Here is a 21,714-nt window from a genome sequence, read left to right as displayed (position 1 = left end):
GCGGACGATAAATCAGGAACTTCGTGTTAGCGTTACCCTACACTGGCAGCAGGATACAGGTAATGGGAAGTGAAAACGTCGAGACTCAGTTCGATACCCAAGCGGTTGAGATTCATGATGACGTACTCACGGTGACAGCAACGATAGAGGTCCGCTACAAAATGCCTCAACAGGATGCTGATCTCCCCCAGCATCTGGAAGCTCACATTGAGACTGCTGGCCAGCAAATTAAGCGAGAGTTGTTTCGAGAATCCATCCAACGTGCCGATCTCGAACTGGTGCTCGAGCAACGATTCCGGAAACAAGCAGGCAGACTGCACCGGAATGGGTCCAAAGTCTATACTTTCAAGACCATTTTTGGCACCGTTGCAGTACCCCGCATTCGGTTACGACAATCGGTAAATGGCAAATCGTTGCTCCCCTCTGCTGATGCATGGCAGACGCCTCAACAGGTTTTTCTCACCCAAGGATTACGAGATGCAGTCTGTGATGGACTGCTCAATCAAACCACTACTCAAACCCTTGAGAGCATTGAGGAGCGAGCAGGGGAGACAGATTTAATTGCTCGCAGTAGCATCCTCAAAATCGTCCGCCAAGAAGGTGCTGCTCTTCAACAGGCAACGGAAGCACGGGCAACAGAGATCTGGGAAAAAGATCCAGCAGCCGCTTCAATTTTTCAAGTAAAGGCCCCTCATTTGTCCATTGTCCCTGACCTGGAAGAGATTGCAGAGGGTGATCCAGATGAAGAGTTGGAAGAGTTGGAAGAGTTAGATTTCCCGGTAGGCTTTGCTGGGTCACCGACCATCGTGGAGGCGATCCAGCGTGACCAACCTCGCCAAGTGGATGCAGGATGGGTGATGGTGCAGCCGGATGAAGTCAAGGTTAAAGCCCAGGCCACAACAGGGCGCAAGGAAATCTGGCACTATACTGCAGTGGTAATGACCTCAGTAAAAAGCTGGTACTTTAGTGCGGAAACTTCAGCCAAATTATGGTTTCAGGTTGGGGGTTTATTAGCACTCCTAGGGGTCCATCGCGGTGAGCTCCAGTTGATGGTGCTAGGGGATGGGGCCAAGTGGATCCGTAACTGGTTTGAAGCATTGCCAATCGACAATAAGGCCATGATTCTGTGCTGGTATCATCTGGCTAAGCGGTGCAAACAAGAACTCGGTTCTGCGTGTCACGATAAAGCCCATCGCTTGTCGATTCAAGGGAAGTTACTAACCCAGTTGTGGACTGGGAAAATCCAAGAAGCTGTCGATAGTTTGTCTGCTCTACGGGGGCAAATGCGCAATGAGGATGCATTGGATACCTTGATCAATTATTTGGAGAATAGACGACCTTACTTACCCAACTACAGTAAGCGCTCCAGAGCCGGGTTATGGATTGCCAGTAATCGAGTCGAGAAGTTTAATGATTGGAGTGTTGCTGCCCGATGCAAACACAAAGGTATGAAGTGGACCGCTCAAGGGGTGGCTGCCTTAGCTTCTTTGGAGGCTCTGAGTCGGAATGGAGAGCTTGAGGTCTGGAGAAAGACCAGAACTCTTCCCGACTGGAAGCTTGAACCGTTCGAAGAAGCTGCTTGAGATAGGCCGATCTTTACACCGACTTATGACCACTAGGGTTGTATCTGTTTTCAGTACAATCCTGCGCTTCAATTTAAGGAATATTCCATTTATGAGACTGAAGTCACGGCCTTAAACTCGATTTCTCCCTTGGAATACACCTAAAATAGATGTCAAAATTGACTAGATATTAATTCTTGTCGCTTAGAAGTTCTATGGGTAAGTGTTTTTAGGTATATGGGGGAAAACTGCGCGAGTCGGGGACACACACCTAATCGAACGTCAAACTAAAGGCTAGAGCCATTTTAGTCTGTGTCGATGTAAGGCTATGCAGGGAAAGGGTTTTAGGTAATTTGACCCATGGAATAAAACCCGAAATGAGTTGAGTCAATATTTCAGGTCAACTGGATAAAAACCCGAAATGAGTTGTTAACGAACCGTGCGATATGGGCTGTCTCTGCTGATATTCTGCCACGGTGAATGAGTCCACTTGAATTGTATTGCTGCGTAACATTTCTGCTTTTCCAAGTAATAGGGCTTCATCAGCATTGATGATTCCTTCCTCAAGGGCGGCATCAACAAGCTCCATTGGTTTGGATGGGGGAAGTTTCCCTGCTGCGATGGCAACCTTAATTTGTTTCAGGATAGGGGTTGTCTGTACCGTTAAGCATAAAGCCTCTTCCAGTCGCCCCAAAGTCTCCTCCGTGTGAGTGGGAAGATAAATATCACAGGTTAGCCGATCTCGCTCTACCCCCGGTTGTTGTAGAACCTGGGCAACCTGGTGACCTAGGTCATCAGAGGGCATGGTTCCAATGAGATTGAGTCTCCACATTCCTAATATAAGTTTCTGCAAGCCAGTACTCAGGATCGGGAGATTTTCAATAATGCCTTCCACTGCCCGTTGAATTTGAGCAAAGGTATACTGCATGGCCCAGTGAACCAAAGGCAAATCTTGCACCTGTCGCCCTTCAGCTTCAAATCGTCGAAGGGTTGCTGACCCCATATACAGCCAGGCCAGAATGTCTGCAAAACGTCCAGTTAGCTTTTCTCGACGCTTCAGAGCACTCCCCAAGGACAGCATCGCTAAATCACTGAGGTTGGCAAACGTGGCTGAAGCCCAGGCTAACTTGTGATAGTAAATTGCCGTTTCGCCTTGAACTGGAGAGCGAACTAGCCGCCCCCGCGTTAGGCTTAACAGACCAGCCCGAACGCCGTTACGAAAGATGAGGCCAAGGTGAGGCCAAAAAGACTGATCAAAGGCAACCACATCCAACTGCTCTAAGGCTACAATCTCATCGTAAATATAGGGATGACTGCGAATTGCACCCTGACCAAATATCATCAGCGATCGCGTCAGAATATTTGCTCCTTCCACGGTAATGGCAATCGGCATGGCCGTGTAGATATTGGCTAGTAGGTTCCGAGGCCCGCGACAAATCCCGGCTCCCCCCAGAATATCCATACCATCCAGGACGACGCGACGAGCCAGATCTGTGGTTTGGGATTTTGCGATTGCAGAGACCACCCCAGGTTGTTCGCCTTGATCTACTGCTCCACAGGTATAGAGCCGGGCAGCATCAATCATGTAAGTGAGTCCACCAATCCGTGCTAGCGGTTCTTCAACCCCTTCAAAGCGGCCAATGGATAAACCAAACTGCTTACGGACTACAGCATGGGCTCCAACTACACGAGCTACAAGCTTAGAAACCCCCGTACAAGTCGCCGGGAAGCTAATTCCGCGTCCCGCTGCCAGGGTCTGCATTAACATTTTCCAACCCTGACCAGCTTGCTCAAGGCCACCAATAATCTGTTCAATTGGAACGATTACATCATGACCTTCCAATGGTGAGTTATAGAAGGGGACACCCATTGGATCGTGGCGACGATTCTGAATGACCCCAGGTGTTTCAGTGGGAATTAGAGCACAGGTTATGCCGGGGTGTTCGCCTTTACCCAGGAGATTATCGGGGTCATGGAGTTGGAACGCTAGACCTAGGAGGGTAGCGATCGCACCCAGGGTAATATAGCGCTTGTTCCAATTGAGCTTGAGGTAGAGCTGGCCATCATCCCCCTTAAATACCACCCCACTAGATGTAATGCTGGCGGCATCTGATCCGGCTTTGGGTTCCGTGAGGGCAAAGCAGGGGATATCTTCACCACTGGCTAAGCGAGGTAAATATTGATTTTTCTGTTCCTTGGTGCCATAGCGGAGTAGAAGTTTAGCCGGACCAAGGGAGTTGGTAACCCCCACTGTCGCCACATGGGTAAATGAACGGGAGGCAAGTTTGACCATCACGGCGCTATAGGCCAGATTTGAGAAACCCAGCCCCCCGTATTCTTCAGGAATCATCATGCCAAAGAACCGCTCCTGTTTAAGATAGGTCCAGACTTCGGGGGGGAGGTCCTGGCGCTGATAAATTTCCCAGTCACTGGCCATCCGGCAGACTTGTTCAACAGGGCCATCTAGAAAAGCTTGGATATCAGGGGTGAGCTGGGGATAAGGTTCGTTAAGGATGAGTTCAAAATTGGGTTTTCCGGTGAAAAATTCACCATCAACCCAGACGTTTCCCGCTTCGATCGCAGCCTGCTCTGTTGAAGAAATTTTTGGAAACAGCTGCAGTGATTGAAGGAGTTTGACGACAGCAGAAGTGAGCAACAAGCGGCGTAAAAGGGGCCAGTTGATCACCACTGCCAGACCGATCAGGGGGCTCCAAATCCAAATAGACGGTTGGAGTGTGCCAATGCCTACTGCAACGTAAAGAGTCCAAATCCATAGGGGAACACCAAGGTATCCCAGGAGAATGAAGACAAACAGCAGAACCAGAGTTGTTATGGGGGAGATGAGGAGTGTCATGGGCTGTTCTCCTATGTGAGGTACAAAAAAGGGAGAGACGTTAAAGCATCAAGTTTTCAAAGACACCTGCAGCACCCATGCCACCCCCAACACACATGGTCACCAGTCCATAGCGAATGCCCCGACGCTTCATCTCGTGCAGTAGGGTGGCAGTCAATTTTGCTCCTGTGCAGCCCAATGGGTGACCAAGGGCGATCGCACCACCATTCACATTGACAATGCCTTCATCCAAACCCAGCTTTCGCATAACTGCTAAAGCCTGGGCCGCAAAGGCTTCATTCAACTCAATCAAACCGATATCGCTGAGAGATAATCCCACCTGCTTCAGCACCTTGGGCACTGCTTCCACTGGACCCATACCCATCAGTTCCGGTGGTACCCCCACCACGGAGTAGCCCAGCATTCGGCCTAGTGGTGCAAGGGCAAGCTCTCTGAGCTTACGCTCACTCATCACAACCGTTGCTGCTGCCCCATCCGACATTTGGGAAGACGTGCCTGCCGTAACGGTACCCTCGACCTTAAAGACAGGTTTGAGCTGAGCTAAGGCTTCAAGGCTGGTGTCAGCACGAGGGCCTTCATCTACGTCGAACCTGGTTTGAGTGGTTTGAGATTGTCCCTCTACTAAAGTGGTTTCCTTGACCATAAAGGGAATAACCTCGTCTTTGAACCGTCCCTTCTCAAGGGCAGCCAGGGCTTTGAGATGCGATTGCAACGCAAAAACATCCTGATCATGCCTAGAAATTTGGAATTCTTCTGCCACATTTTCTGCTGTTAGTCCCATCGAAAGATAAGCTTCAGGAACTTTAGACAGTAAGACTAGATTAGGCGTTAGGTAATGTCCCCCCATCGGAATCAGACTCATAGATTCGGCCCCCCCAGCCACGATCACCTCTGCCTGACCTGTCATGATTGCTTGGGTTGCCATGGCAATGGTTTGTAAACCCGATGAACAAAACGGTTCACTGTACAACCAGCAGTGGAGTGAGGAAGACCCGCCCGCAGGGCAATCACGCGCCCCAAGTTGAACCCCTGCTCGGCTTCAGGGAAGGAACAACCGAATATCAGATCCTCGACTTGATCGAACTCAAGTTTGGGAACATTATCGAGTGCGCCCTTAACAGCAGCGGCACCCAAATCATCGGGTCGACTATTCCGCAAAGTACCTCGGGGGGATTTTCCAACAGCAGTGCGAACGCTACTGACGATATATGCGTTATTCATGTCATTGACCTCGTCTTTTGTGAGGGTTAAGGTGGAGCCTACTAATTTCGTAGAGGCTTTTTAGTTCTCAACGTATGCATAATCCGTTCCTGAGTTTTCTGCTTTGTAAACAGGGGTAAAAACATGTCGCGTTCTAGTCCCAGTAGGTAATCATCGGAGACTAACGTTGGTGCTGACAGATCCCCCCTGTGATGACAAAGGCCAATCGGTTTGCAAGAAAGCGATCATATTCAGAGATATAGCCTCCCTGTTCCATCAGATAGGCCGCTGCTTCAAACATGGCACGGGCCGGTTGGCCCAACACCTTGATCGCATTGCGTTTGGGTGGCGGAACATAGCCCTCACCAGCTAGGCGAAGCACTTCTTCCTTGGCTACGAAGAGACGACGATTGCTATTCATGACAATCTGGGCAGTAGGCGGTAAATATCCCCACTCTTGAGCTTCATAGGCGCTGCCAGCTACCTTCGCCATCCCTATATGCTCAAAAGCCTGTTTTAAAAACGGCTGAATATCGCTGGGGGAATCACTGGCAGCATGCTCAGCAGCCCAGTTAGCCATGGTCATAATGCCGCCTGCACCAGGAATGAGCCCCACACTCAGTTCCACCAAACCAATGTAGGTTTCAGCCGCTGCCACCACGTGGGGAGAGGCCATCACCAATTCGCAGCCACCCCTAAGATTCGCCCCGAATAGCTGCCACAATTGGCTTGGGGAAGTAGTGAATTCGCAGCATCAGAGCCTGAAACTGATCGAGGAGATGGGCAATTGCACCATGCTCACAATCTGTGAAGACATTGACCTTGTCTTGGTGTGAGAACTTGATCATGTCTGCCAGGTTAGCCCCGGCAGAAAAATGCTCTCCATCATTTCCAATGACTAGACCGCGATAGTCCCCAACTTCGACGATGTCCAATGCTTCTGAGAAACCATCCACCACAACCTGTCCAAGGGTATTCCCCTTCGAACGAAACTCAAATAGGGCAACGCGATCCCCCATATCAATCAGCGCGGCTTCAGCACTTGACCACAGCGTGTGCCTCGGATCAGTCTTAATCTGAGCAACAGTCAGTTCATCCCGTGGTGTTTCTGTTGGATGGTAGCCATGTAGGGGTTGGTAGACAAACGCTGCTCTATGTTCGCTAGCCCTTTGATAGAAGTGGTCAATGCCTGCAAGCTGCATGGACTCAATCCAGCTGGGCACCGTCATCCCAGACTCTTGCATATCTTTCAGGACTCTAGCAAAGCCAAGTTCCTGCCAAATTTCAAAAGGGCCGAGCTGCCAGCCAAAGCCCCAACGCATGGCTTGATCAATGTTGAGGGGGCTATCGGCAATTTCAGGAATCCGATGGGCACTGTAACTTAAGATTCTCAGTATCGTTTGCCGAAACAATGTTCCCGCTCGACCGTCATCTTGATAGAGTTTTCGCAAACGTTCAGGAAGAGATTTAATTTTAGCAATGGCTTTCCAGTTCCCTAGATGCATGGACTGAGCCTTTTCGTATGCTAGTGTCTGCGGGTTGACGGAGAGAATATTTTTACCCACTTTTTGATAAAAGCCCCGACCCATTTTGGCCCCTAGTTGTCCTGCCTCTACTAAGCGTCTCAGAATCCCTGGCACCTGAAAAACATCACGACTTTCATCGTCAGGGATGGCAGGATATAGATTTTCAGCCACATACAGTAACGTATCGAGACCCACAATATCTGCCGTGCGGAAAGTTGCAGATTTGGGACGCCCCGTCAACGTCCCCGTGAGAGTATCAATCTCTTCAATGGTGTATCCCTGTTCTGTAAAGGCTTGGATACCGAGCATACTGATAAAAACGCCAATTCGATTGCCGATAAAGTTGGGGGTGTCCTTCGCGACTACCACCCCTTTACCTAGATAGAGATGTCCAAACCACTTTAGTTGATCCACAATTTGTGGATCCGTTTCAGCAGTAGGAATCAGTTCCAACAGCTTCAGGTAGCGCGGGGGATTGAAGAAGTGTGTTCCCAGAAATCGCTGCCGGAAAGCATCAGAGCAATCTGCAGTGATCGCTTGAATAGACAACCCACTCGTATTCGTTGACACCACTGCATCATCGCGAATGTGACCCTCTAAACGAGCCATCAGCTGTTGCTTAACCTCTAGCTTCTCGACTACAGCCTCAATCACCCAATCCACATGGGTTAAGCGATGCCAGTCATCGTCAAAATTACCCAGAATAATGCGGCGGGCTGTTTTTTCAGTAAAGAAAATCGGAGGCTTTTGCTGGAGCCCTCTCTGGAAAGCAGCTTCAACAATCGCGTTTTTATGGACTCCAGGTGCAGGCAGATCTAAGAGATAAACCACCAAGCCTGCATTAGCGAGGTGGGCCGCAATTTGAGTGCCCATCACACCTGCACCGAGAATAGCAGCGGTCCGAAATGGTTTCAACATAACAACAAACCTCAATAAATTCAGCAGGAATGAAGCCCTAAGAAGCTTCCAACGTCAGCGATGCAGATGCTGGTAGGATAGGGGAAGTAACTGACTGGATCCTAGAAGGCACAACCGTGCTATACAGATCCTCAATCTCTTCAGCGAAGGCTGTGTAGGTTGATTCCCGATCGAGTCGTCGGGAGGGTGTCAGTAATCCATGGGTAACGGTGAGTGTTTCAAGTATTAGGCGAATGCGTTTTATCCTTGACCACGCCGGGAGTTTCTGATTAGCCGCATCGATCAGTAACTGATATTCAGCAACAATCTGCGGATGGTCTACGATCTCGTTAAGGGGAAGATGTAACCCCAGCTTCTTGGCCAATCTTTGCAGTCTCCGTCGATTGGGAAAAATGAGCAGACCACAGTAAGGGCGCTGATTACCCACAGCCAAAGCCCAATCCACTAACGGGGATTGAACAAGATGATGCTCAATGCGCTCAGGGGCTACATACTTACCGGTTGATAGTTTAAAGAGACTTTTTTTCTGGCCGGTAATGGTCAAGAATCCATCATCAGTTATCTCTCCATAGTCGCCAGTATGGAACCAGCCCTTCGCGTCAATGGCTTCTTGGGTTGCAACTGGATTATTGTAATAGCCTTTCATCACGTAGGGGGCTTTGGCCAAGATTTCGTCATCGGGTGCGATCTCAATTTCAACACCAGGGATAGGCACCCCTACTGTTCCAGCTCGATTCAGTTCCCCTCGATTCACGCACAGCACAGCACTCGTTTGAGTGAGACCATACCCTTGAAGGACTGGAATTCCGGCAGCAGAGAAGACCGTGGCTAACTCTGGTTTGAGGGCAGCACCGCCACAAAGGAGGAACCTGAGACGCCCCCCAAATCCTTGACGCCATTGGCGATACACGAACTGATCGGCTAGTTTTAGCTGCAAGGTATAGAGCCCGTGAGACTGACGTCCCAGCTGGTATCGCTGAGCTAGATCGATCGCCCACTTGAGGATTATCTGTTTGAAACGGGGCAATGGTTGGCCTCGCTCCTGAATCTTTTGATAGACCTTTTCTAAAAGACGCGGCACTGTGGATAAAATGGTAGGCTGGATTTCCCGTAAATGTTTAACGATCCGCTGGGGCGTCGTGAAATAAATCGTATGACCATAACTCAGATGCCCGTACAGCATTACTCGAGCAAAAACGTGGGTGAGCGGCAGAAAAGAAAGGACCGTTTCCTGGGGACCGGTTCGAAGACCCGGCATAATGCTAAACGCTGCCAGCGCATTCCCTGCCAGATTTTCATGGGTAAGCATGACCCCTTTTGGAAGTTCACACAGGTAGGGGGCACCGTGCTGTAGTCGCTGTCTAAGGGCCGTCACTGCCTGAAAGATAGGCAATACCTGGCTTCTAAATGCCTGACAACGTCCCGTCGCACCAGCAACATAGACAATCGTGGCCACATCTTCAGGTGAAATCTCGGCCCTTAAATTCTTCCGGGATTGATCTGACCATTGCTCTATCCCCCACGCCCGCACGGTAGACAAAGAAATTAGCTGGATACTCTCTGGAATATCGACGCGAAGTTTTGTTAAAGCATCCTCAGTAGTCGAAGAGTTAAGGCCATTAGCAATAAAAACAAATTTCAGAGTAGATACTTCATGTAGGCAAGGGGCAACTTGCTTCAACACCTGCAGATCAGACAACATCAGGGCTGTTGCACCACTGTGCTGCAAAATAAACACCATGTTTTCGGGTGTTTCACCCATATAAACAGGGACGTTGATCAGGCGTGCCAGCAAGCTGCCCATATCGGCTAGGCAGAAGTTGACATCACTGTGCATCAGTAAGGCAATGCGATCGCCTGCCTTGAGCCCAAGTCCCTGTATACCTAGGGCAATTTCCTCTACGGCTGTTCGAAATGCCTTTATTGAGATAGGTTCCCAACCCTCTCGGGTCCAGTGATTAAAGGCTTGGGCATTTGGATGCCTCTCGCAGGCTTCATCAAGCAGTGATAGTAGGGTTCGCCCCAAGCACTCCTGCTCAGACTGTGATGGTGCGCAGTAGATCTGAGTTGGTGTAAACATGATCAGCTAGAGCTGCATTGAGCGGCTCTCTCCCACAAACGGCGCTGGTTCTCCTCAACCATTACGCGCTTAATTGATGTGAGATAGCTTCTAACAAAGCTACGCGATATTAAGGTTACTCCTGCAGCAACAAGAAGCGTAAGCTAAGTTGAAGCACTGCTTTAATAATGTTAGATGGCATCAATGCAGCGCGTTCCTCGAACTTGGACCTTAAATATACTCAGTGGCGTTGAATGACAATTTTTAAGGTACTATATAAGTATAGCATATATCTATACATATGGCTCAAGATCAACTTTGTATAAGAATTCCAGCGCATGAGCTAAAAATATTGGATCGTTATGCAAAAAAAACACAACGGACCAAGACCGATATCATTCGTGAGTTCATTCGCTCTCTGGAAGAAACCTCAAAAGGCTGACTATACACCTATTAGCTGTCGATCCTGGTTTTTCTGAAAGGATGTAAGTTGCTGGCTAAGCCACTAGCTAATATCAGCGAGTACGATTGGGGCTCGTTCTAACGGATTCTGGGGTCTATTAGAACCTAAGCCTACTGGGAGTTATGAGAATCTACTAACCCTTTCACTGTAGATTTATTGAGAACTCTCTAGCAGCAAAGGGAAATATCCCATAAATGGCAGCTTCAACTCGTGACGATCAGACCATCTGTTTACCCGTCAAAAGTGAAACCCAATATCGACAGATAGTCCTTGATCATCAAGCCTTCAGACTCTTTCTTGATAAAGCTTTGATTGCTCACCCTGAACTGTTCCCACCCCAAATGCTAGAAGGGTTTCACTTCCATGATTTTGTCCATTCTATCAAGCTAGATCTGACGCTGCGACGGATCAAACTGACTGACAATGGCGGCGACATCTATCAAATTCGTCCCGACTTCATGATGCCGTATATGGTGGGCAAGACTCATGACATGGAGAAAGCCCTTTACCTATGCCGTTTTGCTGTTCCCTTCGATGCCATCGCCTATGTATTTGGTCGAAATGCAATGTACTGGTATCAGGCCTATGCCTCACTAAGTCAAGCTTCTATTGTCGGAACGACTATCAAAGATCCTCAACTGTTGCCCAAACACCTGATAGTAGATGAAAAACATAGTTGGTTGCAGGGTAAGCGAGTCTACCTTCCTACCACAGCAGCCAATGGCTGTATTCTGGGTGTCAATGTCACAGACTCAGCAAGTCCAGAAGCCCTAAAAGTAGGCTACCAAGTCTTTCAACAAGGAGCTCTACAGCTCGATCCCAACTATGCGCCAATTACCGCCAATCATGATGGCTGGCTAGCAACACAGATAGCGATGAAAGCTCTATTTCCCACCGTCACTTTAATTCTGTGCTTTTTGCATGCTGTCCTGAAGATTCAGAAAAGCTGTCGTCGTACTTCAGAGATCTTGAGAACCCTCACAGGAATGCTTTGGGCTGCTTACAAGCAACCGAATAAGACCCGCTTTCAGAAGAGTTTACGGAAGCTACGCAAATGGACCAAAAAGAATGTTACTTCACCAGAGTTACGCCAGAAGGTATTTAAGGTCTGTCGCAATGCTCCTAAATTTAAGGTGGCCTATGCCTTCCCGGAATCCTATCGCACCAGTAACGCAGTAGATCGGCTGATGAATCATCAAAATTGAGTACTTTACTCAATGCAGAACTTCCACGGGACAATGGATTCAGCCTGTCAATCGATGCGATCAATGGCCTTAGTTTGGAATTTCCATCCCTATGGCACCAAGACGAGAGACGAGGAGACGGGGCGATTCTCCCCTTTTCATGACTTTAATGGGGTCAGCTATCACGAAAACTGGCTACACAACTTGTCCATGAGCATGTCCATGAATGGGCGCAGATAAGGTGATTTTTGGGAGACCCCAGAATCCGTTAGCACCAGGGATGACCACATAACAGACATGGCATAGAGAAAACCTAGATAAAGCTATAGGGACGGATTACCAATCCCACACTTTGCTAGAGCATTACCAGCGCTTGAGCTGTGATGGCAATGTTCACTGGTGGATCGGAGATCTCGACCTAATATTGATCAAATATTTGGTGGCTCACAAGTTCCACATCACTTTTGGTTAGAGTTGTTATCACCGAAATTGACTAAAACACTGAATGCATCTGTATGGTGAGTTTACCAATATACAGAGCAGATGTTTCGCTAGCAGACAACTGCTCTGTATATTGATGCAAGACGAACTGAATCCATGTCTATCATCCAACCCAAGACGCTACTTTGCATTGATGATGATGTTTGTACAGTATATGTCATCCGAGTTGCTCTAGAAACGACAGCGGGTTGGCAAGTCTTGGGTGCTCTAAGTGGTTCTGAAGGGCTAACTATGGCGATAGCTCAACCGCCTGATGCGATTCTCCTAGACCTGAAAATGCCCTTAATGACGGGCATGGAGACCTTACTTGAGCTGAAAAAAATCCCCACCACCCAAAATATTCCTATTGTTTTTCTCACTGGGAGACCCGACCTCGCTAAACAACACCAATATGCTGGTTTAGGTGTTCAGGCAATCATTACAAAACCGTTTGATGTTTTGACACTAGCCCATCAAATCTCAGCCGCTTTGGATTGGGCTGACTGAAAGCTGTAGGGGAATGCATTGTCATGGAGTGTGATTAAACACCCCTTTCAAAGTGTTCAACAATGTCTCAGCCGTATAGGGCTTTGATAGCAAGGCATCACTTTTTAGATCAATATCAGTAGGGTTTTGTTCCTTACTCACTAAGCCAGTAGCAACAATAATCTTGACCTGTGGGTCCAAAGCTTTCAGTGTCTGAATTGCAGTGGTACCATCCATCTCAGGCATCATCATATCCATCAAGACTGCATCGATATCATCTTGATGCTGGACGTATTGAGCAATCGCCTCAATGCCAGTTTGAGCTGTAATCACCTTATAGTTGTAGGCTTCCAATGTCGCCTTCGCAATTTCACGAATCGGGGCTTCGTCATCTACAACCAAAATCAATTCTCCCAGGCCATTGACGTGCTCAAGAGCTTCCGTTTGAGCGGTGTTATTGTCCTCTACTACGGGCAAATACACCGAAAATTGAGTCCCACTCCCCAACTGGCTATCTACCTTTACAAACCCTCCATGGCTCTTGACAATACCCATAAGCGTAGATAGTCCCAGTCCCGTGCCTGAGCCCACCTCTTTCGTCGTGAAAAAGGGATCGAAAATGCGTTCCAATGTTTCTGCTGCCATGCCAACACCAGTATCTGCAACTGAGAGAATTATATAAGGACCGACCTGGGCCTCTAGAAGCATTTGGGCGTAGTTCTCATCAATGAGAAAGTTTTCAGCAGAGAAGCTTAGGGTTCCTCCATGAGGCATAGAATCATGGGCATTGACGCAGAGATTCATAAGCATCTGATGTAATTGAGTCGCATCACCGCTGACCATGCCTAGGTCACTAGGGAGATTGATGTGCAGCTTGATGTTCTTAGGAAAGGTTTTTTCGGCAAAGTCTTTGACTTCTGAGAGCAGATGCCCGACTTGCAATGTTATGCGTTTATTTTCGATTCCACGCGAGAAGGACAAGACTTGCTGGACTAAATCAGCTCCTCGATGGGCACTGATCTGCATCATCTCAATGAGATGCTGGCTCTGTTCATCAAGATGGGGGATTTTGAGCGGCAACAGTCCAGCAATACCGACAATTGGAGTCAAAATATTGTTAAGGTCGTGGGCAATACCTCCAGCAAGAGTGCCAATGCTCTCTAGTCGCTGAGCACGCAGATATTGCGCTTCCAATTGTTTTTTCTCAGTAATATCGGTGTTCACAACCAGGATTGAGGATGGCTGTCTATTGTCATCTTGCATTAAGGTCCAGCGACTATCCACAACTATCTCCTGGCCACTATGGGTTACTTGCTGCAACTCTCCCTGCCATGTACCGTTCTCACGTAGTGCATTCTGAATGTCCTCAAGCTGTGTCAAAGATTCCGGGTACAAAAGGTCATTGACATTTCGCCCTAAGACGTCTTTTGCCTGCCATCCATAGAGTCTTTCAGCCCCTTGATTCCAGAATAAGATTTTGTGATCTAAACTGCGGACCATCGTCGCATCTGTAGTGATATTCAGCAGAGCAGCCTGCTCATGAATTTGCTTTTCTGCCTTCTGTCGTTCAGTGATGTCATGGTTGAGTCCGATGGTTGCCACGAACTGACCGTTCTGATCCAAGAGGGGGACAACAACCGTTTCGCACAAGCCTATTGTGCCATTTTTGCGAACAAAGGCGATCTCACCCGACCACTGCCCCTCACGTTTCATGTCATCAATAATTTGTTGAGTTAGAGTTACAGATTCTCCAGGTTGATGGAGTATATCTGGTGTCTGGCCTAATACCTCGGCTTTGGTATAGCCGAATATCGTTTCTGCTGCCGGATTCCAATCAATGATGCAACCTGCTGAATCAGTTAGAATCACACCATCCTTAATGCTCTGGAAGATTAATGCCTGTCGCCGCAAAGCAACTTCAGTGTGCTTGCGCTCGCTGATATCGCTGATGGATCCTGCCATGCGCAGAGGAACTCCATCTTTGTTCCAAATGGCTTGACCTCGGGCATGAACCCAGAGATAGTCGCCTTGTTTGGTACGTAAACGGTACTCAATATCGTAAGGAAGATGAGACTTAAGATGGTCCTCAATCTTGGCTAGAACCAGATCGTGGTCTTCTGGATGTATCTGTGACTCCCAGGCTTTAAACTCGCTAGCCAACTCATGATCCTGATATCCCATGATTTCCTTGAACCGAGGGGATAAGTAGACGGCGTTTGTGTGGATATCCCAATCCCACAAACCATCTTGAGACCCTCTGACAGCCAAAGCATAACGTTCTTCACTTTCCCATAAAGTCTCCTCGATTTTTTTGCGCTCGCTAATATCTTTGTGGGTTCCTGACATCCTTAGTGGTGTGCCATCGGGATCGCGGACCACGACTTTGCCATAATTGGCAATCCATTTCCATTCGCCTGACTGGGTCCGCATTCGATAGTCAAAGGTATAAGGAACCTCTCCATCCTGAAGGTGCGCCTCCAAAAGTTCCATCACCCAAGGTTTATCTTTTGGATGGATCAGGTTCTCCCAGGTGCTGACATGTCCGGGGAGTTCATTCACTTCATAACCCAGCATTGCTAACCATTGGGGACTTAAATAAACCTCATCTGAGGTGATATCCCAATCCCACAGCCCATCCCCAGAGCCTTCAAGTGCTAACTGCAAGCGTTCTTTGCTAACCTGCTGTGCTTTCTTCAGCTGCTTGCGAGTAGTCACATCTTGAGCGAGCGATAAAATACTGATGAGATTATCTGAGTCGTCTAGGAGAGCAGAGTGATACCATTCACAATCAATGACCAAGCCCTCTTTGGTATAGTTACGGCTCTGGCTAATATTTCGTGGCGCATGACCTGTCAATAGCTCACCCGTGACTTCCATGACCGCCTCTAAGTCCGCTTCAAGCACAAAATGCCAGTCCGTCCAGTGTTTACCCAAGACTTCTGAGGCACTCCAACCAAAGATATTCTCTGACTGCTGTGACCAGCGCTGCACTCGGAATTGAGAATCCCACTCAACGACAGCAAGGGGAGAGTTATCTACGTGAAAGGTCAAGCGCTGATTGGCATCCCGAAGTTTTGAGTCAAGATGCTTTCTAACGCCCTTTTGGACATTGGCTTCCCGGACTAAATCATCTGTTCGCTTTTGCTGCAGTTTGGCATACTCTGTTTGCAAATCTTGAACCTGTTGCTGCAGCAGTTCCAGCACCTCACTAATCTCCTCTTGATCCCTCGGCAGGAGGTGGCTCTGTGTAACAATCCCCTTTAATTCCCCTTGAAGATCGGCCACAACGAGATGTCGTACCTTATGGTGCTCCATCCGTATATGTGCCGTCCACAGTGAGTCTTCCGGCTCACAAGAAAGAGGGGGTACTCATCACATCCTGGGCTTGAGTACGCTCCAAATTCAGCTCCTGTTGCTGGCACTTGATAATATCTCGCTCAGTAAGAATCCCAATGGGCAGAGAGGTTTAGTCGGTCCTGCGATGGTTTCAACAATCACCAAACAACTGGCTTGATGCTCCACCATCATCTGGATAATTTGCTGCACAGGATCTGTGGATACAGCGTGAATAACAGTCGAGGTCATGACTTCATGAACTTGACGCATTTTCATCAAATCAGCAGGTTCTAGAAGACTACGTAGTCGTCTCGGTGTCAGTACTCCTAGAATCTCCCCCTGATTATCCACCATGGGTAAATGGCGAATTTGATGATGGCGCATCAGATTTAACACCGAGAAGATATCCAGGTTGTCCTCTGCTTTCAAGGTGATGACTGGCTGAGACATAACATCCTCAACGGCTAGTTCAGCTAGAGATTGATGTTCTGCGATCAATCTGACGATATCCCGCTGAGTCAGGATGCCGACTAGCTGAGAATCGTCCAACACGAGAACACAACTAGTATGCTGCTCAGCCAATAATGGATGCTGAAGCTCTGCCTCCTCTGTTGCAGGGAGATGACCACAAATCGAGGTCTGACCCATTTGGCAAATCGCTTCAGGCAAAGGCGTATGTGGCGCAACACTAAGTGAAAGGAGATCGAGCGCCTGATCTAACGCAAATGCTGAGACTTGCCGCATAACTATGAATAGCTAAGTGGACATCTTAATGAAAGCAGATATAAGCCTTAGAAAGAAGTTCAAGTTAGAAATTAGATTTTTCGAGTGTATCTAAGAGCCAAGTATATAAATACGATCGAAGAGTTTATTGATTAATCCTCATAGATTTCAGTAGATACTCCTTTGCATCTTTTAATAAGGATTGTATAGCCTTGCTAATGTATTAAAGTGTTTTGAACGAAATATTCACAATACAGAGCATTAAGGCTGGTTAGATACAAGTTCATTCAACTAAGATCTCCTTCCTAAGAGATAGATAAATTAGCTACTGATTCTCACAATTTCCTCACAACTTAGTTATATCTTCAGAAGAAGAAATTAACCATAGTTCAACATCCTAGATAGGTGAGTAATGATGAACGAGTAAAATTCTTCAAGACTAGATATAGCAATGCTTTACAAAATCACTTTTTATCTTGGGAAAATTAATTATGTCAATTTATGTGGGCAACCTATCCTTTAACATGACTGAAGCAGACGTCAATACTGTCTTTTCAGAATATGGAACGGTAACAAGGGTCAATATTCCCACAGACCGTGAAACAAGTCGTCCCAGAGGTTTCGCTTTTGTGGAAATGAAAGCTAATAGCGAGGAAGAGGCTGCCATTACAGCGCTGGATGGAACCGAGGTGATGAAACGTAATCTCAAAGTGAATAAAGCAAAACCCAAGGGAACTCGTTAGACGAATCGTGGCAGTATGTCTACTTGGTAACACTTCGAGTATTAACTTAGCAAAATTGTGAAATGCTCAGTAGGTAGAGTTGAGTATTGAGAGGCTTAATAAAAGCCTCTCAACTTACTTAAAAGACGTTGAGGTCTATAATTTAACGATAACTAGTAACACTAAAATCACTAATTTAGCTCTTAATACTTATCATCATTGATTGGCACTATTCTCTTAAGGAGTGATAAATCTGTGAGACTCTTTACTGGAATGCTCCAGCTATTTTTAAGCATAAATACTTAAAAAAATTTCAAGGTTTAGGTTTGAAGTTCCTATCACGCCTCAACACAACAATGCCTTAATGATTCAATAGCATGACTTACTAGACACTTTTTGGCTAAATCACTATTTTATAAAAAAGCTTATTTTGCTGGCTGGACAAGTATCTTTAAGTTAATTCTGAATCAAATTTATTCCTATTTATTTAAAGGTAAATCTTGTGATCAACTCATTTGAAAGCTATCAAGTTATGTATGGCTGGAGTCGATACAAATGCTAACTAGAAAATCTATTCTAAGGTTATTCACCGTTGCAAATGAATCTCCTCGCTTGAATATTATTGGTTCTCAAATCACGGCTGCGCCGCTTGATGCCCTAATCAATGTCATCTTAGGCTGGTCTAGAGAACGTAAAAGTAAGGTTGTCTGTGTTGCTAATACCCACATGCTGGTGGAAGCCTATCAAAAACCTAGCTTTTGTGAAGTGTTGCAGAATGCAGATGTGGTGACACCAGACGGAATGCTACTGGCGTTGATGCTGAAGTTAATAGGAGTAAAATCTCAAGATAGTGTAGCCGGCTTAGATCTGATGTATACCCTTTGTCAGAAGGCTTCTGAGGAGAATATTAGTGTATTTTTCTTAGGTTCGATATCTGCAATTCTCCAGAATATGAGAATTCGATTGGAGAAAGAGTTTCCTGATTTAGTCATTGCTGCAATGGAACCTTTACATTTTCAACCTTTAACTCCAGAAGAAGATCAGGCCTTGATTCAGCGGATAAATGCGAGTGAAGCAGGATTGGTGATGATTGCTCTGGGCTGTCCTAAGCAAGAATACTGGATGGCAGCCCACAAAAATCAGATTGAAGCTGTAATGATTGGATTAGGGGGGGCTTTTCCAGTCTATGCCGGATTACATCGTCGGGCACCGAGATGGATAAGGCAAATAGGTCTTGAATGGTTTTTTCGATTAATTCAAGAACCCAAGAGACTTTGGGAACGCTATGCTACAACGCTTATTTAGGAGAGATTTAATATATCATGTTGCTCAATTTTAGAAATCGTCTCCATACCTTTATAAAACTAACAGAGCTGATTGCCTGACAGAAGTAGGTCAAAGCCTTTATTTACATAGTTTATGAGAAAAGAGTGGAGAGACATGTGAGGCTAGATTTAATCACAAATCAGCGTTATTCAAATGTCAGGCCCCACCCAAATTTATCGTCAACTGTTTTCCTTTTTACGTCAACACAGCCATTATCGAGATTTGCGCCATCTCATTGCTCTGGGCTGGATGGTAAGCGCGTTAATCTGTAGTGAACGCTTAAGCTTATCTGCCTGGGAATCCTATGTTCCCTGCCGAGCCAGAAAAGCCCAAAGTGTCGAGCGTCGGTGGCAACGATTTATAGCCAATCAACGCATTGATATTAACAAGCTATATGTACCTCTAGTCCTGCTAGCCCTTAAGAACTGGCACTCTCATCGTCTATACCTGGCAATGGATACAACGGTGTTATGGAATGAATATTGCATGATTCATCTATCCGTCGTCTGCTGTGGCAGAGCAGTACCGTTGTTGTGGAAAGTATTAGAGCACAAGAGTGCAGCTGTCGCTTTTGAGGAATATCAACCGCTATTGCGCCAGGCCCGTTGGTTATTGCGGCAGCATCCAGATGTCATGGTGTTAGCAGATCGTGGGTTTGCGAACCATCAACTGATGAGCTGGTTACAACAGAGCCATTGGCATTACTGTCTGCGTGTCCCTTGTGATGTCCTTCTCCATGGTCCACGTCAATGTCCAAGAGAAGTCCGACAATTGTGGCCATCCAAAGGAGCAGCAGTCCTCTACCGCAATGTAGGGCTTTGGGAAGATGGCATCTATCGGTGCAATCTGGTGTTGGCTAATATCCGAGGAGTGAAAGAACCATGGGCGGTGATTACAGATGAATCACCCACGCTACAGACCTTGTGGCAATACGCTTTGAGGTTTCGGGTCGAAGAATTATTTCTCGATAGTAAGTCTGGAGTGTTTGAGCTAGAAGAGTCGAAAATTCGTTGTGCTGATGGATTGGAGAGACTTTATCTGGTTGCTGCTGTGGCACTGCTATTCAGCACGACTCATGGGATGGCTGTTCACATTAAAGGGCTGCGCCAACAGGTTGACCCACATTGGCGACGAGGCATTAGTTATCTCAAAATTGGATTGCGATGGCTCAAGGGAGTCGTCCATAAAGGACGGGAGTTGTTGATGCCAGTCCCCTTGCTCTGCCATGATCCACAACCGTGTTTTGCGTCTAAAAAAGCTCAAAAGAAACACTACAACAAAATCTGGTTCTCTCGCATCCGCTCTTTACAGTGCAAGGCTTTATGAGCAGGGGAAGGCGAAGATCTGTCAGGCAGTCAGCTAACAGAGTTCCACCACTCATCACGAGTTCCTCAATATTTAAACCTATGATGGCAGAAATACATAGTGAATGAGAGTTAGTCTAATAAGCATCCTTAATGTATTTATAGCTAACTGTCATTGTTATTCAAATACATTATGAAGACAAGTTGACTTTGGCAACAGCAACCTATTTTGCCCACATTGTTGAGCAGTTATATCTTGCATAAAATCGGAGGCTGATATTTACTAAATCTCGCTCACAGTATTAAATTTTTCATCATTGCTCTAAGTTAAAAAAGCAAGCCTTCTCAGTGCTAAAAAAACGAGTTTTGCCGAACTAAAGTTACTGTCAAGTCTAAGGGTGCTGCTATCAAAAGAACATACTTTTCTCACTTGTTATGAATGAATCATTGTCTAATTAGTTAGATAAATTAGAACTTTTCTGAGGTTAGTTTTTAAGCATTCTAGTTCTTGCAGTAAAGCTTATTTTTTGAGCTAATACAGTTGTTACTGAAAATAACTAAACCTTTGATAATTCGCTTTTGTTTGGATGAATTCAAGAAAACACTCAACTAGCAGAATAAAGACCACAGAGGAACTTAAAAATTCTCATAGTTTATATGTAGTTTTGAATTCATATGGAGATTTACTATGAAAATTGCACTTGGACATTCCCAAGAGAAGATCTAGTTCGATATCTTCGACGATTGGCTGAAATGCGATCGCTTTGTTTTCATTAGTTTGTCAGCTCTACTTTTATTCCCTTATATATTTTTCTCTATTGGAAAATGATTTAGGAGTTGAGTAGCAATAGAGCAGTAACGTATACTAAGCCTAAAAGCTCGATATATAATAGGTTACAGAAGCCATCTTTTTCACTTCAACAACTGTACTGATTAGACTTAAGATTAACTGCTACAAAAAAGAATAGAATAGCAAGAGTTTCAGACTTCTTCTACCAAAAAGATTTAATGGAAACAGAAGATTTAGATTAGATTCTAAGCGTAAATTATTGTTCCTTTGCTACCAACATCCCTAGTCACATATTTCTTGAAATTGCTTTCTAAAATAAGAGGTGACTGCACTTTTTTATGCTATTTGTTCTGGTGATTGGTTCGTGGGTATCAACAATTAGTTTAGCTAGCATTTCCTTGAATATGCGTGCCTATGACTTTGTGAGCTAAGAAATTCGAGCGACTGAAGAACAGAATTCAAGATGCTCAATACCAAGAACATCTTACTTAAGGAAAGACTGCGAGTTCAGATTGCTCTCCACGATAAAATCCACGAGAATTTCATCTTTTCTGAAAAAAAATACCACAAGGCAATATCTTCTAGAGAACTTGATTAGATATTGAAAATATGAATCAATAAATCATGAGAAAACTTAGTAGATGATAAATTTATGTACCGAAGTTGTTATCACCTATCAAGAGAACTAAATATCGCTATGGTACGAAGTATTTATGCTTCTTTGGAGTATTAATAGATTTGATTAAGAAAATTTTAGCTGTGAAAAATCTTAAGTTTTGGT

The 21,714-nt window shown here is 46.1% G+C and carries 11 protein-coding genes and 3 pseudogenes; 7 read left to right on the top strand and 7 right to left on the bottom strand.

The window, feature by feature from the left end:
• Positions 1-62: 62 nt before the first annotated feature.
• Positions 63-1,583 carry a hypothetical protein gene (locus I1H34_RS31395; protein ID WP_212667212.1) on the top strand — a complete coding sequence of 507 codons (1,521 nt, stop codon included), beginning with the start codon at positions 63-65 and terminating at the stop codon, positions 1,581-1,583.
• A gap of 379 nt (positions 1,584-1,962) precedes the next feature.
• On the opposite strand, the gene I1H34_RS31390 is transcribed toward I1H34_RS31395, so the two are convergent.
• The 4 genes and pseudogenes from I1H34_RS31390 to I1H34_RS31375 all read right to left on the bottom strand — a co-directional run bounded on the left by I1H34_RS31390 (position 1,963) and on the right by I1H34_RS31375 (position 10,140).
• Positions 1,963-4,416: an acyl-CoA dehydrogenase gene (locus tag I1H34_RS31390; RefSeq protein WP_212667211.1), complete on the bottom strand. Its 2,454-nt coding sequence runs from the start codon at positions 4,414-4,416 to the stop codon at positions 1,963-1,965.
• Positions 4,417-4,456: 40 nt separating this feature from the next.
• Positions 4,457-5,637: pseudogene (locus I1H34_RS31385) on the bottom strand (thiolase family protein).
• A 41-nt stretch (positions 5,638-5,678) separates the two neighbouring features.
• Positions 5,679-8,060: pseudogene (locus I1H34_RS31380) on the bottom strand (3-hydroxyacyl-CoA dehydrogenase/enoyl-CoA hydratase family protein).
• Positions 8,061-8,097: 37 nt separating this feature from the next.
• On the bottom strand, positions 8,098-10,140 hold the full coding sequence (locus I1H34_RS31375; RefSeq protein WP_212667210.1) for an AMP-dependent synthetase/ligase: 2,043 nt from the start codon (positions 10,138-10,140) through the stop codon (positions 8,098-8,100).
• 280 nt (positions 10,141-10,420) lie between these two features.
• On the opposite strand from I1H34_RS31375, the gene I1H34_RS31370 reads away from it, so the two are divergent.
• From I1H34_RS31370 to I1H34_RS31360, 3 genes are all read left to right on the top strand, one after another.
• Positions 10,421-10,561: a ribbon-helix-helix protein, CopG family gene (locus I1H34_RS31370; protein WP_212667209.1), complete on the top strand. Its 141-nt coding sequence runs from the start codon at positions 10,421-10,423 to the stop codon at positions 10,559-10,561.
• Between the two features lie 215 nt (positions 10,562-10,776).
• Entirely contained in the window at positions 10,777-11,787 is a 1,011-nt protein-coding gene (locus I1H34_RS31365; protein ID WP_249370343.1) for a hypothetical protein, read from the top strand.
• Between the two features lie 576 nt (positions 11,788-12,363).
• The gene (locus I1H34_RS31360; protein WP_212667208.1) at positions 12,364-12,753 is read left to right on the top strand and encodes a response regulator; all 390 of its coding nucleotides are present in this window, start codon (positions 12,364-12,366) and stop codon (positions 12,751-12,753) included.
• 21 nt (positions 12,754-12,774) lie between these two features.
• On the opposite strand, the gene I1H34_RS31355 is transcribed toward I1H34_RS31360, so the two are convergent.
• The 3 genes and pseudogenes from I1H34_RS31355 to I1H34_RS31350 all read right to left on the bottom strand — a co-directional run bounded on the left by I1H34_RS31355 (position 12,775) and on the right by I1H34_RS31350 (position 16,812).
• Positions 12,775-15,936: a PAS domain S-box protein gene (locus I1H34_RS31355; protein WP_396124671.1), complete on the bottom strand. Its 3,162-nt coding sequence runs from the start codon at positions 15,934-15,936 to the stop codon at positions 12,775-12,777.
• Between the two features lie 39 nt (positions 15,937-15,975).
• Positions 15,976-16,086, bottom strand: a pseudogene (locus tag I1H34_RS33210) (CBS domain-containing protein); the annotation flags it as partial.
• A 48-nt stretch (positions 16,087-16,134) separates the two neighbouring features.
• Complete coding sequence (locus I1H34_RS31350; RefSeq protein ID WP_212667206.1) at positions 16,135-16,812, bottom strand: CBS domain-containing protein; 678 nt, start codon at positions 16,810-16,812, stop codon at positions 16,135-16,137.
• 470 nt (positions 16,813-17,282) lie between these two features.
• Here I1H34_RS31350 and I1H34_RS31345 point away from each other — a divergent pair, with 470 nt between their 5' ends.
• The 3 genes from I1H34_RS31345 (at position 17,283) to I1H34_RS31335 (ending at position 20,165) form a co-directional block, all read left to right on the top strand.
• Positions 17,283-17,534 (top strand): RNA recognition motif domain-containing protein, encoded by a 252-nt coding sequence (locus I1H34_RS31345; protein WP_212666952.1) that lies wholly within the window; start codon positions 17,283-17,285, stop codon positions 17,532-17,534.
• A 591-nt stretch (positions 17,535-18,125) separates the two neighbouring features.
• Positions 18,126-18,818 (top strand): WecB/TagA/CpsF family glycosyltransferase, encoded by a 693-nt coding sequence (locus tag I1H34_RS31340; protein WP_315874918.1) that lies wholly within the window; start codon positions 18,126-18,128, stop codon positions 18,816-18,818.
• A 174-nt stretch (positions 18,819-18,992) separates the two neighbouring features.
• Positions 18,993-20,165 carry a transposase gene (locus I1H34_RS31335; protein WP_212667204.1) on the top strand — a complete coding sequence of 391 codons (1,173 nt, stop codon included), beginning with the start codon at positions 18,993-18,995 and terminating at the stop codon, positions 20,163-20,165.
• The last annotated feature ends 1,549 nt before the right edge of the window (positions 20,166-21,714 follow it).

Source organism: Acaryochloris marina S15 (genome assembly GCF_018336915.1).
Taxonomy (GTDB): domain Bacteria; phylum Cyanobacteriota; class Cyanobacteriia; order Thermosynechococcales; family Thermosynechococcaceae; genus Acaryochloris; species Acaryochloris marina_A.
This window is presented reverse-complemented; position numbering and strand designations above follow the sequence as displayed.

What these genes read in the sequence shown, in the direction of transcription:
- I1H34_RS31345 (WP_212666952.1), top strand. Translation starts at nt 17,283, where the DNA reads ATGTCAATTTATGTGGGCAACCTATCCTTTAACATGACTGAAGCAGAC.
- I1H34_RS31370 (WP_212667209.1), top strand. Translation starts at nt 10,421, where the DNA reads ATGGCTCAAGATCAACTTTGTATAAGAATTCCAGCGCATGAGCTAAAA.
- I1H34_RS31335 (WP_212667204.1), top strand. Translation starts at nt 18,993, where the DNA reads ATGTCAGGCCCCACCCAAATTTATCGTCAACTGTTTTCCTTTTTACGT.
- I1H34_RS31350 (WP_212667206.1), bottom strand. Translation starts at nt 16,812, where the DNA reads ATGCGGCAAGTCTCAGCATTTGCGTTAGATCAGGCGCTCGATCTCCTT.
- I1H34_RS31375 (WP_212667210.1), bottom strand. Translation starts at nt 10,140, where the DNA reads ATGTTTACACCAACTCAGATCTACTGCGCACCATCACAGTCTGAGCAG.
- I1H34_RS31360 (WP_212667208.1), top strand. Translation starts at nt 12,364, where the DNA reads ATGTCTATCATCCAACCCAAGACGCTACTTTGCATTGATGATGATGTT.
- I1H34_RS31390 (WP_212667211.1), bottom strand. Translation starts at nt 4,416, where the DNA reads ATGACACTCCTCATCTCCCCCATAACAACTCTGGTTCTGCTGTTTGTC.
- I1H34_RS31365 (WP_249370343.1), top strand. Translation starts at nt 10,777, where the DNA reads ATGGCAGCTTCAACTCGTGACGATCAGACCATCTGTTTACCCGTCAAA.
- I1H34_RS31395 (WP_212667212.1), top strand. Translation starts at nt 63, where the DNA reads ATGGGAAGTGAAAACGTCGAGACTCAGTTCGATACCCAAGCGGTTGAG.